Source organism: Planococcus sp. CAU13, assembly GCF_000775575.1.
GTDB lineage: Bacteria > Bacillota > Bacilli > Bacillales_A > Planococcaceae > Planococcus.
This window is the reverse complement of record NZ_JRGN01000100.1, coordinates 1-14,656: the sequence shown is the minus strand read 5'-3', so window position 1 is coordinate 14,656 and position 14,656 is coordinate 1. Positions and strand designations below refer to the sequence as shown.

Below are 14,656 nucleotides of genomic sequence, written 5' to 3'. Positions count from 1 at the left end.
CGAAGCAGCGCAGCGATGCAGGAGCATATTGGAATCTTTAACACGATAAGCCGCGCAGCCAAAGTGGCTTATGACTTCGAGAGTCTGGGCCGCTGGAGTCTAGACACACGAAAAGACATAAGAAAAGCGTCCGCCGAATTCAGGCGGACGCTTTTCTTATTGGAAATGGCTAAACAGTTATTCTGCATCCTGTTTTTCCTGTTCCATATTTTTCTTGACCGTATCATACAGCATGGCGATGAATTCTGAATTGGACGGCCGGTTCTTTAGATGTTCTTCACTGTAGCCGAAAGTCTGCGCAATTTTTTTTACATCCCCCCGGTTCCATACCAGTTCAATGGCGTGGCGGATCGACCGCTCCACGCGTGTCGAAGCGGTATCGAATTTAGCAGCAATCCCCGGATATAATGATTTGGTGACTTTATAAATAATGTTCGGATCTTCCAGTACAAGACTGACTGCTTCCTTCATGTAGATATAGCCGTTGATATGGGCCGGGATGCCGACTTCCTTTATGACAGCAGTGATTGGGTCATCCTTCACTTCCTGTACAGGCGGCTGCTGCTCCATGATATGTTCAATCTGCAATGCCAGCCGCTCAAGTTCAAATGGCTTCATGATGAAATAGGAAGCTCCGTTTTTGGCCGCCTGGCTCATCAGATCTTCCTGGCCGAACGCGGACAGCATGATCACCCTCACCTGTTCCAGATCTTTTTCACCTTTTATGGCATCAAGTACACCGATGCCATCGAGAAACGGCATAATATTGTCCAATATAAGAATGTCCACCTGCTGCTTTTTCAGCATCTCGATGCATTCCCTGCCATTATGGGCCACAGCAACTACATCCATATTGGGGCGGGCATTCAAATATGTCTGAATCATTTCCGCCAATTGGCGATTATCATCGGCAATGGCGATCTGTATCTTTTCCATTCCATCTCTTCCTCCCGTTATTGCCTGGTGGAGTTCTATCTAAGCGCCAGCTTCCGGTCTTTGGCAAGCTTCAGCAGTTCATCCGCATGCTGCAGCGTCAATTCCGTAATTTCTGCTCCGGACAGCATCCGGCTCATCTCTTCGGTGCGTTCCTGGCCGTCCAGTTCATGGACAGCAGTAATCGTCCGTTTCTTCTCGACCTTTTTTTCAATGAACAGGTGCTGGTCTGCCATGGCTGCCACTTGTGGAAGATGAGAAATGCACAGCACCTGGGAATGCACGGAAATCGCAGCGATTTTTTCAGCAATCGCTTGCGCCACACGTCCACTGACACCGGTATCCACTTCATCAAAAATGATGGAAGTGATGCCCTGGTGCTTCGAGAATATCGTTTTTAATGCCAGCATCATACGGGATAATTCGCCGCCTGAAGCGACTTTGGTCAAAGGTTTTAAAGGTTCACCAAGGTTTGTCGAAATATGGAAAGCGATGGAATCGCCGCCGTTGCGGTCGAATTTCCCCTGCGCATACGGTTCAAAGACAACACTGAATGACGCTTTGCCCATATGCAGTTCCCGGAGCTGCTCCATTATATCTTTGCTCAGCCTCACAGCCGCTTTTTTCCGCAGCAGGGTCAGCTCTTCCGCCTCGACTTTCAGGTCTTCCGTCAATTCCTTCAATTTCTGCTGATCAAGCTGCAGCCGCTGATCGCGGTTGATCAATTTATCAAGCTCATCTGTCTGCGCTTCATGGTAAAGCAGGATATCTTCAACTGAAGCCCCGTATTTTCTTTTCAAGGCTTGAATTGCTGCCAGGCGCTGTTCGATTTCATTGAGCCGGGAAGGATCGAATTCCATGTCATCCAGCATTCTTTTAATCTCAGTGGATGTATCCTGCAGCTGATAAAAAGCACCGCTGACCAATTCGGAATGGCTTTGGAATGATTCATCCACAGAAGCGGCGTGTTCCAGTTCCGACATCGCCGACCCCACCCAGTCCAGGCCTTTCGATTCACCTTGTATCGCTTCATGGGCAGCAGATACCGATTCAAAGATTTTATTGAAGTTCTGAAGTCTTTTGCGCTCCAGCGTCAATTCCTCTTCTTCCCCGGCAACCAGTTCAGCAGCTTCAATTTCCCTCAGCTGAAATGTCAGCAGGTCGATGCGCTGGGCAATCTGCTGCTCATTTTCATTATAGGAAGAAAATTCCCGCTTCAGCTTTATGAACTTTTCGTACGTGTCCGTGTAACTGGCTTTCGCTTTATGAAGGCTTTTCCCGGCATACTGGTCCAATAAATGAAGATGCCTTTTTTCATCCATCAATTCCTGCGTCTCATGCTGGCCGTGGATGTCGATGAGAGCACCGCCCACTTCACGTAGAATGGAGATGGTCACAAGCTTACCGTTGATCCGGCAGACATTCTTCCCTTTATCATTCAATTCCCGGCGCAGTAACACATCGCCTTCGGAAGCGTCGATTCCCAGCTCATCCATTTTGCGGAACACCGGATGTTTCGGATCTTCGATGGAGAAAAGCCCTTCAATTTCGGCTTTCGCCGCTCCATGGCGAATAAACTCCTGGCTGCCTCTGCCGCCTGCCAATAAATTGACAGCGTCGATGATGATCGATTTGCCGGCACCCGTTTCCCCGGTCAAAACAGTAAGGCCTTCGGTAAAACTGACTGTCAGATTATCTATAATAGCAAAGTTTCTAATATCCAATTCGCGAAGCATGCCATTTCACCTCTTCATCAAAGCATCTCAATTAATCGCTGTTTTAACACATCACGCTGCTCGGTATCCCTGCATATAATCAGGCATGTGTCATCGCCGCAGATCGTGCCAAGAATTTCCGGCCAGTCCAAATGGTCGATCAGCGAACCGATTGCATGGGCATTCCCCGGCAACGTTTTCATCACGAGGAAATGGCTGGCGCCGTCTATACTCACAAAAGCATCCGTCAAGGCGCGATGCAGTTTTTGCATGGGATTAAAGCGCTGGTCTGCCGGCAGACTGTATTTGTAGCGGCCGTCCTGCAGAGGCACTTTCACCAGATGCAGTTCTTTTATATCACGGGAAACGGTGGCCTGCGTCACATCGTATCCGGCAGCTTTCAATAAATCCACCAACTCATCCTGTGTCTCAATTTCACGGTTCGAGATGAGATCACGGATCTTAATATGGCGTTGTCCTTTATTCATAATGTGCCCCCTGAATGAATAATTATTCTATATCTTCTATATCGTAACCTTAAATGTCTGTAAAAACAAGAAAACACATGCCCTTGGGAATGTGTTCTCCTGCTATAGATTTTCGTGGGCCAGCCTGACAATCCGGGCCACTGCCGGTTCCGCTGCCGGTTTGATTTCTTCATCTACATGTGCGGATTGCAGATGAAACAGAAATTCGATATTGCCTTCCCCGCCGGTTATCGGGGAGAAAGACATATTGCGGATATGGAAACCGGCTTCCGCGGCAAAGCCGCCGACTTTCATCAAGACTTCCTGATGAATTTTCGGGTCGCGGATAATGCCTTTTTTACCGACATTTTCTCTGCCCGCCTCAAATTGAGGTTTCACGAGGGCGATGACATCGCCGCCGGGCACAAGAATCGTTTTCAGTACAGGCAGTATGATTTTCAGTGAAATGAAGGACACATCGATGCTGGCGAATTCAGGCAGCCCTTCGGTGAAATCCTCAGGTTTGGAATGGCGGAAATTCGTCCGTTCCATGACGGTCACCCGTTCATCCTGCCTGATTTTCCAGGCGAGCTGATTGGACCCCACATCGAGCGCATAGCAATGTGCCGCGCCGTTCTGCAGGGCACAGTCGGTAAAACCGCCTGTTGAAGAGCCGATATCCAGCATCAGTTTTCCTTCTACCGAAAGATCGAACTCACCCAGCGCCTTCTCAAGTTTCAAGCCGCCCCGGCTGACGTATTTCAAGCCATTGCCTTTCATCAGAAGAGGAGCATCGGAAGCAATCTTCTCTCCAGGTTTATTCATGCGCTCTGTACCGGAATAAACAATTCCGGCCATGATGGCGCGTTTCGCTTTTTCACGTGTTTCACATATTCCCCTTTCGACCAGGAGCACATCAACACGTTCTTTCTTTATTTTATTCATAGCGCTTTGAAGCCTGCCTGCGTCTTTTCTGGAATCAGGTTTTTCACTTTGCTGACAACTTCGTTGCTGTTCAAGTGGATTTCATCCATCAGCTCGGCTACATCGCCGTGTTCGATAAACTGGTCCGGTATACCCATGCGGTCAATAATGGCATCATGATAGCCTTCGTCATGAGCGAACTCAAGAACCGCGCTGCCAAAGCCTCCCTGAAGGATGGCTTCTTCAAGCGTCAGAACCGGAACATTGCGTTTGAAGATTGAATGGAGCATCTCTTCATCCATCGGTTTGATGAACCGCGCATTGACTATTTCTGCCTGGATGCCTTCTTCCGCAAGTCTGGCTGCAGCATCAATCGCCATCGGGATCGTTGTCCCGAAAGTAAGGATGACGGCATCTCCGCCTTTTTTCAGCACTTCCCAGCTGCCGATCGGCAAAGCTTCCAGCTGCTCATCCATTGGCACACCGAGGCCGTTGCCTCTCGGATAACGCAATGCAATTGGACCTCCGTTATATTCAATGGCTGTTTTCACCATATGCTGGCCTTCGTTTTCGTCTTTCGGCATCATGACGACCATATTCGGCAAATTGCGCAGGAAAGCGACATCGAATACACCCTGATGCGTTTCGCCGTCTGCCCCTACAAGCCCCGAGCGGTCAATGCCGATAAAGACGTTGAGGTTCTGTCGGCAGATATCATGCACTACCTGATCATAGGCGCGCTGAAGAAATGTCGAGTAGATGGCAAGGAAAGGTTTCATGTCCTGGGTTGCAAGACCGGCTGCCATTGTGGTGGCATGCTGTTCAGCAATTCCCACATCGTAAAATCGTTTAGGAAATTCCGAGGCGAAGCCTTCAAGTTTCGAACCGACTGGCATCGCCGGCGTGATGGCGACAATCCGTTCGTCGGTACGCGCAAGTTTTCGGACGGTCTCCGCAATCAGACCGCTCCACGAAGGCGCAGTGGATGACGATTTAACCAAATCGCCCGTATCAATCTTATAAGGGCCGGTTCCGTGCCAAGTGCCGATTTTATCCTGCTCGGCAGGCAGGAAGCCCTTGCCTTTTTTTGTAATGACATGCAGCAGCACCGGTCCACCGACTTTTTTGGCGTACAGGAGGTTATCTTCCAGTTCTTCCAGATCATGGCCATCGATAGGTCCAAGATACGTAAACCCAAGCTCTTCGAAAAACATACCCGAAACCACCAGGTATTTCAAACTGTCTTTGACCCGTTCCGCAGTAGCAGCAATTTTGCCGCCGACAGCCGGAACTTTCTTAAGAAGATACTCAAGATCGTCTTTGACTTTATTGTATTTGCCTGCTGTACGCATTCTTCCCAGCACTGAGTGCAGCGCGCCGACATTCGGGGCAATCGACATTTCGTTGTCATTCAGGATGACGACCATATCCGTATTGGCATGTCCGATGTGGTTCAGGGCTTCCAGGGCCATTCCGCCAGTCAGGGCACCATCACCGATGATCGGAATGACATGGTTTTTGATTCCTTTGATGTCGCGGGCCGCAGCCATGCCCATTGCCGCTGACAATGAAGTCGAGCTGTGGCCGGTTTCCCAGACATCATGGTCGCTCTCATTGCGCTTCGGGAAACCGCAAAGACCTTTAAATTGGCGGAGCGTATCAAACTGCGAAGCTCTTCCGGTAAGGATTTTATGGACATAGGACTGATGCCCGACGTCCCAGATCAGTTTGTCTGTTGGACTGTCAAACACACGGTGAAGGGCAATCGTCAATTCGACTACACCCAGGTTCGGACCGATGTGGCCGCCGGTTTTCGATAAATTTTCTATTAAAAATCGTCTTATATCTTCACTTAAGTGGACGAGCTGCTTATTATCCAGCTCTTTTAAGAAAGATGGACTAGTAATCGTATGAAGATCCATTCCATCACACACCTTTTTTAAAAATTTTTCCGCCTTTATTTCTCTCTACATTATATCAATTGTCCGCGAATGTACAAACGGGAGCACCTATGGTCAGCTTTTTCTCTCGACAATCATCGCAGTCAATTCTTTCAGCAGCTCCATATCTCCGTCCAGCACCTGAATCGCAGCCAGCGCTTCGGATGCATGGTAATCCAGTTTTTCTTGGGCTCCCGGCAGCGTCAGGATGCCTGGATATGTACTCTTGTCGCTGGATTCATCTTTTCCGGCCGTTTTGCCGAGCTCTTCAGAAGTGCCGGTGACATCCAGGATATCGTCCCGGATCTGGAATGCCAGCCCCAGATGTTCACCGAACTTCGACAATGCCAACATGGCCTCGGAATCGGCTTCTGCAAGTATCGCACCCGCCAAAATGCTGTACGTCAATAAAGCCCCGGTTTTCAGGCGATGCACCTGTTCCAGTTCTTCAAGTGTCAGCTTTTTCTCTTCGCCTTCTATGTCAAGGATCTGGCCACCGACCATTCCTTCCGCGCCGGATGATACGCTCATCAGATCGATAAGGCGGATCTTGTCATCGCCTGAGACATTTTCCAGCCGTGAAACCAGACCGAAGCTATAGGTCAGCAACGCATCTCCCGCCAAAATGGCGACAGCTTCGCCGAAGACTTTATGGTTGGTCGGCATGCCGCGCCGCAGATCATCATCATCCATGCTCGGCAGATCATCGTGGATCAATGAATAGGTATGGATCATTTCAATGGCTGCGGCAACTTTCAGCGCATCCGGATGGTTGTGGCCAAGCTCGTGCATGACGGCAAGCATCAGAATCGGGCGGATGCGTTTTCCGCCTGCCTGCAGCGAGTAATTCATGGATTCCTTCAGGGAAGTCGGTATCTGCAGAACAGCAATCTGCTCGGCCAGTTCCTGTTGGATCAAAGGTTCGTAATAATTGCGGAATTCTTTCAGCTTCATTTCGCCGTACCGTCCTTTCCGATGTCAACAGGAGTTTCTTTGCCGTCTTTCATCATCGTGACGAGCTGTTCTTCGGCATTCTGCAATTTGTCGTGGCAGACTTTCGACAGCTCCATGCCTTTTTGATATAAAGTCAGCGCCTCTTCAAGAGGTACATCCCCTTGCTCCAATCGGCGGACGATTTCTTCCAGTTGCTGCATCGCATCATTGAACATGATTTCTTTTTCAGCCATTCGAATGCTCTCCTTCTGTAGTTGGGATCGTATTGATGACGGCAGCTTCCACTATACCGTCCTGCATTGTAATTGTCAGTCTGTCACCGGCTTCCACCTGATGGATGCTTTTAACGACGGCACCATCTTTGTATGGAATCGTATAGCCTCTTTCCATCAGTTTTAATGGACTCAGCGCATCCAGTGTACGGATGGCGGATGATAATTTCATTTTATCGTTGCTCACTGTCTGCAGTGCGGATTGCTCCAGCCGTTTTTGCAGACCGGCAGTTTCTGTTTCCGCCTGCCTGATCCGCTGAAGCGGTATGCGGCTGGCCAGCTGCCGGTCGAGGTTGGCAAAACGTTCCCGCGAGCGGTTAAGATGCTGCAGCACTTCACGCTGAAGTGAATCCGAAGCGCGTTCAACCCTCTCGATAAACGGACGGTACAGACGGTCCGGGTAGGCGAGCGGCATCGAAGTGGACAGTTTGTGGAGCGCGGTTTTCTCCTGCTGGAGCATATTTGACAGGATGCGGAACATGCCTCTTTGCTGGGTAATCACTCGGTCAAGCAGTTCTGCCCGGCTGGGAACAGCAAGTTCTGCCGCCGCAGTAGGCGTCGCTGCCCGCAGATCTGCGACGAAATCCGCGATTGTCGTGTCCGTTTCATGGCCGACTGCAGAAATGATCGGGATGTGCGAATCAAAAATCGCTCTGGCTACAGCTTCCTCATTGAATGCCCAGAGGTCTTCGATCGAACCGCCTCCGCGGCCGACGATCATGACATCAAAATCGGATTGGTTGGCAGCCTGAATCGACTGGACAATCGATCTTGTTGCCTGCTCACCCTGCACAAGCGTCGGGAAAATGGTGACTTTCGCCAGCGGGTAGCGACGGTTCAGCGTGATGATGATGTCTCTTACCGCGGCTCCGGTCGGCGCAGTCACAACCGCAATCTTTTCAGGAAACTTCGGCAGCTGCTTTTTATGGGCGGCGTTGAAAAAACCTTCTGCTGAAAGTTTCTTTTTTAATTGTTCGAATGCGAGGTAATAATCGCCTATGCCATCCGGCTGCATCGACTGCGCATAGAGCTGGTACTGGCCGGATGCCTCATAGACCGTAACGTCTCCGCGGATCAATACGGTCATTCCGCTTTCGGGTTTGAATTTCACCGAACGGGCACTGGCCGCGAACATGACGGCTGGCAGTCTGGCGGAACTGTCTTTTAATGTAAAGTATATGTGGCCGCTCGTATGTATTTTCACATTCGAAAGCTCCCCTTTTACATAGACATCGCGCAAATGGGGATCAGCATCAAATTTCTTTTTTATGTATTTCGTTAACGCTTTTACACTTAAGTATGGGTCGGACGTCAAGTTTTCAGCCCCTATCTGCCATATTAAAAAGCTGTCTTTCTTTCGAAAAACAGCCTTGTTTTATATTATTTTACATGCTCGGAGTCATTTTGTCTCCGCTAATCCCCTTTCAGCGGAAAGAAGCGTATTTTCCATCAGCATGGCTATCGTCATGGGCCCGACGCCTCCAGGAACCGGTGTTACAAATGATGCTGTTTCCAGTACATCGGCAAGATCTACATCCCCGCATAATTTCCCGTTTTCATCCCGGTTCATGCCGACGTCTATGACAACTGCCCCTTTTTTGATAGCTTCTTTACCAAGAAATTTTGCACGCCCTACAGCTGATATTAGAATGTCTGCCTGCTTGGTGTAATCAGTCAAACCAATTGTTCTGGAATGGCAATACGTAACAGTTGCGTCTTTTTGGAGCAGCAGCTGGCCTGCTGGTTTTCCGACAATATTACTTCTGCCGATGACAACAGCATGTTTCCCGGCTGGGTCAATACCATATTCTTCCAGCAACTTTATAATGCCATGCGGCGTACAAGGCAAAAATGCTTCCCGGCCGATCATCATATTGCCTACAGAGACAGGGTGGAAGCCATCGACGTCCTTTTCCGGATCAATGGCTACAATCACTTTAAATTCATCGATATGCTCCGGAAGCGGCAATTGAACCAGGATTCCGTGAATTTCGGGATCCCGGTTCAACCGGCTGATTTCACTGAGCAGTTCCTCTTCAGAAAATTCAGCTGGAAAGTGCAGCAGATCTGAGCGCATTCCCAGAGCTTCACAGCTTTTTTTCTTGCTTGTGACATATGTATGGGAAGCCGGATCGTCGCCGATCAATACTACCGCCAGTCCAGGAACAATCCCTTTGGCAGCCAGTTGTTCAACCCGCTTTGCAATTTGTGTTTTGATTTTCCGGCTAACTGCTTTTCCGTCGATTAATGTGGCTGACATGATGATACCCCCAGATTAATTTTGTTGTTCACCTGTGAATTTTGATAAAACGCCGTTAACGAATCGGCTTGACTTTTCATCGCCGAATGTTTTGCTGAGTTCAATCGCTTCATTCATGATTACGCGTGACGGGGCATCTTCCATATAAGACAATTCGAAAACGGCCATGCGCAGGATAGTGCGCTCAACTTTCGGCAATCGCTCCAGCGACCAGTTCTCAAGATGGCCTCTCAGTTTTTCATCGATTTCGCTCATATTTGTATGCGTGCCTTCAACAAGAAGCGTATAAAAATTATCTTTATCGCCGGCCATTACATGTTCTGCCGCTTCTTCGATCGTCAACTCTGTGCCATCCAATTGAAATAAGGTCTGGAGTGCCTTTTCGCGTGCTTCATGTCGTTTCATAGTAAACCCGATCTCCTTTTCACTGCTGATTATTCCTCATTATACAGATAATACGCCTGAACTTCCATGTTTGAAATGTTCCGAAAATAATCAGAAAAGCCGGCCCACACCATTCAGTGTCTGGACCGGCTTTCAGGTTAATCTAAGGGCTGCTGGGTTTCGAACTGGATGCCCGTAATATGGACGTTCACTTCCTGCGTTTGCAGCGACGTCATATTTTCGAGTGTCTGGCGTACCTGTTCCTGAATTTTCTGTGCGGTTTGCGGGATGGAAACACCATAATCGATGACACAATAAACATCAATCATCAGTCCTTCAGGCGACAGCTCGGTTTTGACCCCTTTGCCGTGCACCGTTTTGCCAAGACGTTCTGCAACGCCGGTTGCAAAATTGCCGCGCATGCTGGCTACGCCTTCAATATCCGTAGCCGCGATGCTTGCAATGATTTCCAGCACTTCCGGCGCCACTTCGATATTTCCCAGGTTCTGTTTGTTCGTGGATTTCATCCGTACATATGGATTCGTTTTTTCAGCCATGATGACACTCCTCCCTAGGAATTCAGTACATCGTATTTCTCAAGGAATTTCGTATTGAAATCCCCTGATTTGAAAACTTCGTGATCCATCAATTTTAAATGGAACGGGATGGTCGTGAACACGCCATCGATGACAAATTCACCAAGTGCGCGTTTCATTTTAGCTACCGCTTCCTCACGTGTATCAGCGAACGTAATCAACTTCGCCACCATGGAATCGTAATACGGAGGAATGCTGTAGCCCGGATACATTGCTGAATCGATGCGGACGCCAAGGCCGCCCGGCGGAAGATACATATCGACGCGGCCGGCTGAAGGCATGAAATTCTTCGCCGGATTTTCCGCATTGATTCGGCATTCGATCGACCAGCCTTTGAATGTGATATCTTCCTGAGCAAAACTCAGCGTTTCACCCGAAGCGACTCTCAATTGCTGCTGGATTAGATCCACGCCCGTAATCATTTCAGTGACAGGATGCTCCACTTGAATACGTGTGTTCATTTCCATGAAATAGAATTTCTGGTTAACGGCATCAAAGATGAATTCCACTGTTCCGGCACCACGGTAATCAACAGCGAGTGCAGCTTTAACAGCAGCTTCACCCATCTCTGCGCGAAGCTCTGGAGACAATGCTGGAGACGGCGCCTCCTCAACCAGTTTTTGCATGCGGCGCTGAATTGAACAATCGCGCTCACCGAGATGGACAGCATTGCCGTGCGAATCGGCCAGCACCTGGATCTCGATGTGGCGGAAGTCTTCGATGAACTTCTCGATATAGACACCTGGATTGCCGAACGCCGCAGCTGCTTCTTTTTGCGTCATGCGCAGGCCGGTAATGAAATCTTCGCGGTTTCTTGCCACCCGGATCCCTTTCCCCCCGCCGCCGGCAGTTGCTTTGATGATGACTGGGAAACCGATTTTCTCAGCAATTTCAAGGCCATCTTCTTCACTTGCCACGATGCCGGTTGAACCCGGTACAACCGGAACTCCAGCTTTTCTCATCGTTTCACGGGCGACGTCTTTGGTGCCCATTTTGGAAATGGCGTCTGATGTCGGCCCGATGAACATGATGTCGCATTCTTCGCAAAGTTCAGCGAAACTGGCATTTTCCGCCAGGAATCCGTAACCGGGATGAATCCCGTCGCAATTCGTCAATTTCGCCACACTGATGATATTGGAAAAGTTCAAATAGCTGTCTTTCGAAAGTTTTGGACCGATGCAATACGCCTCATCAGCCAGTTCAACATGGAGTGCTTCTTTGTCCGCCTCCGAATAAACGGCGACCGTCTGAATGTCCATCTCTTTACAGGCACGGATGATGCGAACGGCAATTTCACCACGGTTCGCTATCAATACTTTTTTCATCGCTTGAATCCCCTTCCTCAGTTTGTTTTAACGAGGAATAAAGGCTGCCCATATTCGACGAGTTGTCCATCTTTTACAAGAATTTCAGCAATTTCCCCATCCACTTCCGCTTCAATTTCATTGAACAGTTTCATGGCTTCCACGATGCAGACCACCTGATCGGCCTTCACTTTGTCGCCAACCTGCACATATGCCGGTTCGTCCGGTGACGGTGACTGATAGAAAGTTCCCACCATGGGAGACAGGATTTTATGCGTGCCTTCTGCAGTCAGTTCGCTTGCTTCTGCCTGTTGTTCAGCCGGTTTTTTTTCTTCGGCCTGCGGCTGTGGAACTGCCGGTGCTGCTGGAGTTTGCGGCGTTAGCGGCATTGCCGGCGGCTGCGGCACGGCTGCTGATTCAGTTGCAGCTCCACCATATTTTTTCAATTTGATTTTAACGCCTTCTGCTTCATATTTAAATTCATTGATGGACGAGTTATCGACCAATTTAATAATTTCACGGATTTCCTGGATTTTCAAATTACCCTACTCCCCTTATGTACCAAATTTATTCTTTTATTAAGGCCGAATTTTTAAAAACGGCCTCCAGTTCAGGAGGCCACTATACATTACTAAATTACTGGGCACGCGATACGTATGATCCACCGTCTGTTGTGTTGATGATCAGATGATCGCCTTCATTGATGAAGAAAGGCACTTGAACCGTCAGCCCGGTAGAAAGTTTCGCAGGCTTCGAACCGCCGCTTGCCGTATCCCCTTTGATCCCTGGGTCAGTGGCCACTACTTCCAATACGACCGTGTTCGGCAATTCAACGCCAAGCACTTCGCCCTGGAACTGGATGACCTGCACTTCCATATTTTCCTGAAGGAATTTCAATTCGTACTCGATGCTCTTTTCAGGCAATTCGATCTGGTCATACGTTTCGGAATCCATGAATGCATGGACATCGCCATTCGCATACAGATATTGCATTTTTTTGTTATCAATTTGTGCTTTCGCAACTTTTTCACCAGCGCGGAAAGTCTTTTCAGTCACACTGCCTGAACGCAGATTACGCAATTTAGTGCGGACGAATGCCGCGCCTTTTCCCGGTTTCACGTGCTGGAATTCCATCACGCGCCAGATTCCGCCGTCCACTTCAACTGTCATGCCTGTTTTAAAATCGTTTACAGAAATCATAAATTATTCCTCCGTTTTTATAAAATGCGCAGCTCTTTTGAAGAATTTGTCAGTCTTTCGTTTCCAGACTCGGTAATCAGTATATCATCTTCAATGCGCACTCCGCCAATACCCGGCAAATAGATGCCCGGTTCGACCGTCACAGCCATGCCCGGTTCAAGGACTGTCTGTGATTTGAATGAAAGACCGGGTGCTTCGTGCACTTCCAGCCCGATGCCGTGACCGGTGGAATGTCCGAAAGCATCGCCGTAGCCCTTGGCTTTAATATGGTCGCGGCCAATCGCATCCGCATCAAAACCGGTCATGGCCGGTCCGATCTTTTCAACGCCCAATTCCTGCGCTTCTAGCACGACCTGGTAAACTTCCTTCATTTTTTCTGAAGGTTCGCCCACAGCCACCGTGCGTGTGATATCCGAAATATAGCCGTTATACAAAGCACCGAAATCCATCGTGACAAGTTCGCCGGATTGGATCACTTTTTCGGATGCCACGCCATGCGGCAATGCTCCGCGATGTCCCGATGCAACGATGATGTCAAACGAAGAGGAAGCCGCTCCCTGCCTGCGCATGAAAAATTCCAATTCGTTCGCCACTTCAAGTTCCGTCATGCCTGGTTTGATGAAAGTGCAGATGTATTCGTAGGCATCATCCGCGATTTTGGCCGCAGCTTTCAGGATTTCCACTTCTTCCGGTGTTTTGATCATGCGGATCTTTTCGATGATGCCGCTGACCGGTTTCAGCTCGACAGCCATTTTTTCCTTGTATTGCTCATAATTAGCATATGTAACAAAATCCTGTTCAAAGCTGAGCGACTTTATGCCAAGGTTTTTCGTCTGCTCTGCAGCTTCTTCCAGCAGATTCGTTTTTGCCTGGATCACTTCAAAACCTTTGCACTGCTCTGCCGCCTGTTCGGTATAACGGAAATCGGTAATGAACAGCGCTTTGTCAGTTGTGACGATCGCCAGTCCCGAAGAACCGGTGAAACCTGTTATGTAGCGGAGGTTATACTCGCTCGTAATCAGGAATGCTTCCATTTCGTGCTGAGTCATTTCATTGCGTAATTTTTGCAGTTTCAAACCATTCATCCTCTCTGATTTCGTAAAAGCAGGGCATGCAGGCCAAGGAAATATACATCTTTTCCAAAGCCGGTAATTTGCCCTTCCACAACCGGTGCCAGGTAGGAATGGTGGCGGAATGCTTCACGTTTGTAGACATTTGATATGTGCACTTCTATAACAGGGACCTGAATGGATGCTATGGCATCGCGGATGGCAACGCTTGTATGCGTGAAGGCACCGGCATTCAGGACGACACCGTCCAGGTTTTGCCGTTCGGCCTGTTGGAGCCAGTCGATGATTTCCCCTTCATGGTTCGACTGGCTGCAGGTCAATTCGATGCCATTTTTATAGGCGAATTGTTCCAGTTCATGTTCCAGTTCAGCGAGCGTAAACGTGCCGTATGCTTCCGGCTCCCGTTTGCCGAGCCGGTTCAAGTTGGGTCCATTCAGTATCAAAACCCGCATCTTCATCACTCCCCGTCGTTAACTTCTCCATTATTTTATCATACGAGCAGAATCGAGCAACTATAAGTGGAAAATTGAGGTGGGTTGCTGATACTGAATTTCTTTTTTATATTCCATTAGAAACTATTTAACTCTTTAATCATTGCGCTCCAGGGGGACGCTTTCCTCGGGGAGCGGCCTGAGCC

16 protein-coding genes are annotated in these 14,656 nt (G+C 48.9%); all 16 read right to left on the bottom strand.

The genetic code is table 11. The features are described from left to right. Positions 1–177: 177 nt before the first annotated feature. The 16 genes from spo0A to aroQ all read right to left on the bottom strand — a co-directional run bounded on the left by spo0A (position 178) and on the right by aroQ (position 14,471). On the bottom strand, positions 178–936 hold the full coding sequence (spo0A, locus tag KW93_RS04445; protein ID WP_033541770.1) for a sporulation transcription factor Spo0A: 759 nt from the start codon (positions 934–936) through the stop codon (positions 178–180). Between the two features lie 35 nt (positions 937–971). Beyond that, entirely contained in the window at positions 972–2,669 is a 1,698-nt protein-coding gene (gene recN / locus KW93_RS04440; RefSeq protein ID WP_033541769.1) for a DNA repair protein RecN, read from the bottom strand. Positions 2,670–2,686: 17 nt separating this feature from the next. Next, on the bottom strand, positions 2,687–3,136 hold the full coding sequence (gene ahrC / locus KW93_RS04435) for a transcriptional regulator AhrC/ArgR (RefSeq protein ID WP_033541768.1): 450 nt from the start codon (positions 3,134–3,136) through the stop codon (positions 2,687–2,689). 102 nt (positions 3,137–3,238) lie between these two features. Then, entirely contained in the window at positions 3,239–4,060 is an 822-nt protein-coding gene (locus KW93_RS04430; RefSeq protein ID WP_033541767.1) for a TlyA family RNA methyltransferase, read from the bottom strand. Further along, positions 4,057–5,961: a 1-deoxy-D-xylulose-5-phosphate synthase gene (gene dxs / locus KW93_RS04425; RefSeq protein WP_033541766.1), complete on the bottom strand. Its 1,905-nt coding sequence runs from the start codon at positions 5,959–5,961 to the stop codon at positions 4,057–4,059. Before dxs ends, KW93_RS04430 begins: the two co-directional genes overlap by 4 nt. Before the next feature lie 93 nt (positions 5,962–6,054). Continuing rightward, entirely contained in the window at positions 6,055–6,933 is an 879-nt protein-coding gene (locus KW93_RS04420; RefSeq protein WP_033541765.1) for a polyprenyl synthetase family protein, read from the bottom strand. Then, positions 6,930–7,166 carry an exodeoxyribonuclease VII small subunit gene (locus tag KW93_RS04415; RefSeq protein WP_033541764.1) on the bottom strand — a complete coding sequence of 79 codons (237 nt, stop codon included), beginning with the start codon at positions 7,164–7,166 and terminating at the stop codon, positions 6,930–6,932. Before KW93_RS04415 ends, KW93_RS04420 begins: the two co-directional genes overlap by 4 nt. After that, positions 7,159–8,520, bottom strand: a complete 1,362-nt coding sequence (gene xseA, locus KW93_RS04410) for an exodeoxyribonuclease VII large subunit (RefSeq protein WP_033541763.1) — start codon at positions 8,518–8,520, stop codon at positions 7,159–7,161. The genes KW93_RS04415 and xseA overlap by 8 nt, the downstream gene beginning before the upstream one ends. Before the next feature lie 84 nt (positions 8,521–8,604). Further along, a complete protein-coding gene (gene folD / locus KW93_RS04405) occupies positions 8,605–9,465 on the bottom strand; it encodes a bifunctional methylenetetrahydrofolate dehydrogenase/methenyltetrahydrofolate cyclohydrolase FolD (RefSeq protein WP_033541762.1) in 861 nt (286 codons plus the stop codon). Between the two features lie 15 nt (positions 9,466–9,480). Then, the gene (gene nusB / locus KW93_RS04400; protein WP_033541761.1) at positions 9,481–9,870 is read right to left on the bottom strand and encodes a transcription antitermination factor NusB; all 390 of its coding nucleotides are present in this window, start codon (positions 9,868–9,870) and stop codon (positions 9,481–9,483) included. A 137-nt stretch (positions 9,871–10,007) separates the two neighbouring features. Continuing rightward, positions 10,008–10,406 (bottom strand): Asp23/Gls24 family envelope stress response protein, encoded by a 399-nt coding sequence (locus tag KW93_RS04395; protein ID WP_033541760.1) that lies wholly within the window; start codon positions 10,404–10,406, stop codon positions 10,008–10,010. A gap of 14 nt (positions 10,407–10,420) precedes the next feature. Beyond that, positions 10,421–11,770, bottom strand: coding sequence for an acetyl-CoA carboxylase biotin carboxylase subunit (gene accC, locus KW93_RS04390; RefSeq protein WP_033541759.1), 1,350 nt, complete (start codon positions 11,768–11,770; stop codon positions 10,421–10,423). A 17-nt stretch (positions 11,771–11,787) separates the two neighbouring features. Next, the gene (gene accB / locus KW93_RS04385) at positions 11,788–12,288 is read right to left on the bottom strand and encodes an acetyl-CoA carboxylase biotin carboxyl carrier protein (RefSeq protein ID WP_033541758.1); all 501 of its coding nucleotides are present in this window, start codon (positions 12,286–12,288) and stop codon (positions 11,788–11,790) included. 97 nt (positions 12,289–12,385) lie between these two features. After that, the gene (efp, locus tag KW93_RS04380; protein WP_033541757.1) at positions 12,386–12,949 is read right to left on the bottom strand and encodes an elongation factor P; all 564 of its coding nucleotides are present in this window, start codon (positions 12,947–12,949) and stop codon (positions 12,386–12,388) included. Between the two features lie 17 nt (positions 12,950–12,966). Further along, complete coding sequence (locus KW93_RS04375) at positions 12,967–14,034, bottom strand: M24 family metallopeptidase (protein ID WP_327078710.1); 1,068 nt, start codon at positions 14,032–14,034, stop codon at positions 12,967–12,969. Continuing rightward, complete coding sequence (gene aroQ / locus KW93_RS04370; protein WP_033541756.1) at positions 14,031–14,471, bottom strand: type II 3-dehydroquinate dehydratase; 441 nt, start codon at positions 14,469–14,471, stop codon at positions 14,031–14,033. Before aroQ ends, KW93_RS04375 begins: the two co-directional genes overlap by 4 nt. Positions 14,472–14,656 lie beyond the last annotated feature (185 nt).

Excerpts from the sequence above, each read along its gene's own strand:
- aroQ (WP_033541756.1), bottom strand. The coding sequence starts at position 14,471 with ATGCGGGTTTTGATACTGAATGGACCCAACTTGAACCGGCTCGGCAAA.
- KW93_RS04375 (WP_327078710.1), bottom strand. The coding sequence starts at position 14,034 with ATGAATGGTTTGAAACTGCAAAAATTACGCAATGAAATGACTCAGCAC.
- KW93_RS04430 (WP_033541767.1), bottom strand. The coding sequence starts at position 4,060 with ATGAATAAAATAAAGAAAGAACGTGTTGATGTGCTCCTGGTCGAAAGG.
- recN (WP_033541769.1), bottom strand. The coding sequence starts at position 2,669 with ATGCTTCGCGAATTGGATATTAGAAACTTTGCTATTATAGATAATCTG.
- KW93_RS04395 (WP_033541760.1), bottom strand. The coding sequence starts at position 10,406 with ATGGCTGAAAAAACGAATCCATATGTACGGATGAAATCCACGAACAAA.
- accC (WP_033541759.1), bottom strand. The coding sequence starts at position 11,770 with ATGAAAAAAGTATTGATAGCGAACCGTGGTGAAATTGCCGTTCGCATC.
- KW93_RS04420 (WP_033541765.1), bottom strand. The coding sequence starts at position 6,933 with ATGAAGCTGAAAGAATTCCGCAATTATTACGAACCTTTGATCCAACAG.
- nusB (WP_033541761.1), bottom strand. The coding sequence starts at position 9,870 with ATGAAACGACATGAAGCACGCGAAAAGGCACTCCAGACCTTATTTCAA.
- KW93_RS04415 (WP_033541764.1), bottom strand. The coding sequence starts at position 7,166 with ATGGCTGAAAAAGAAATCATGTTCAATGATGCGATGCAGCAACTGGAA.
- spo0A (WP_033541770.1), bottom strand. The coding sequence starts at position 936 with ATGGAAAAGATACAGATCGCCATTGCCGATGATAATCGCCAATTGGCG.
- efp (WP_033541757.1), bottom strand. The coding sequence starts at position 12,949 with ATGATTTCTGTAAACGATTTTAAAACAGGCATGACAGTTGAAGTGGAC.
- dxs (WP_033541766.1), bottom strand. The coding sequence starts at position 5,961 with ATGGATCTTCATACGATTACTAGTCCATCTTTCTTAAAAGAGCTGGAT.
- ahrC (WP_033541768.1), bottom strand. The coding sequence starts at position 3,136 with ATGAATAAAGGACAACGCCATATTAAGATCCGTGATCTCATCTCGAAC.
- folD (WP_033541762.1), bottom strand. The coding sequence starts at position 9,465 with ATGTCAGCCACATTAATCGACGGAAAAGCAGTTAGCCGGAAAATCAAA.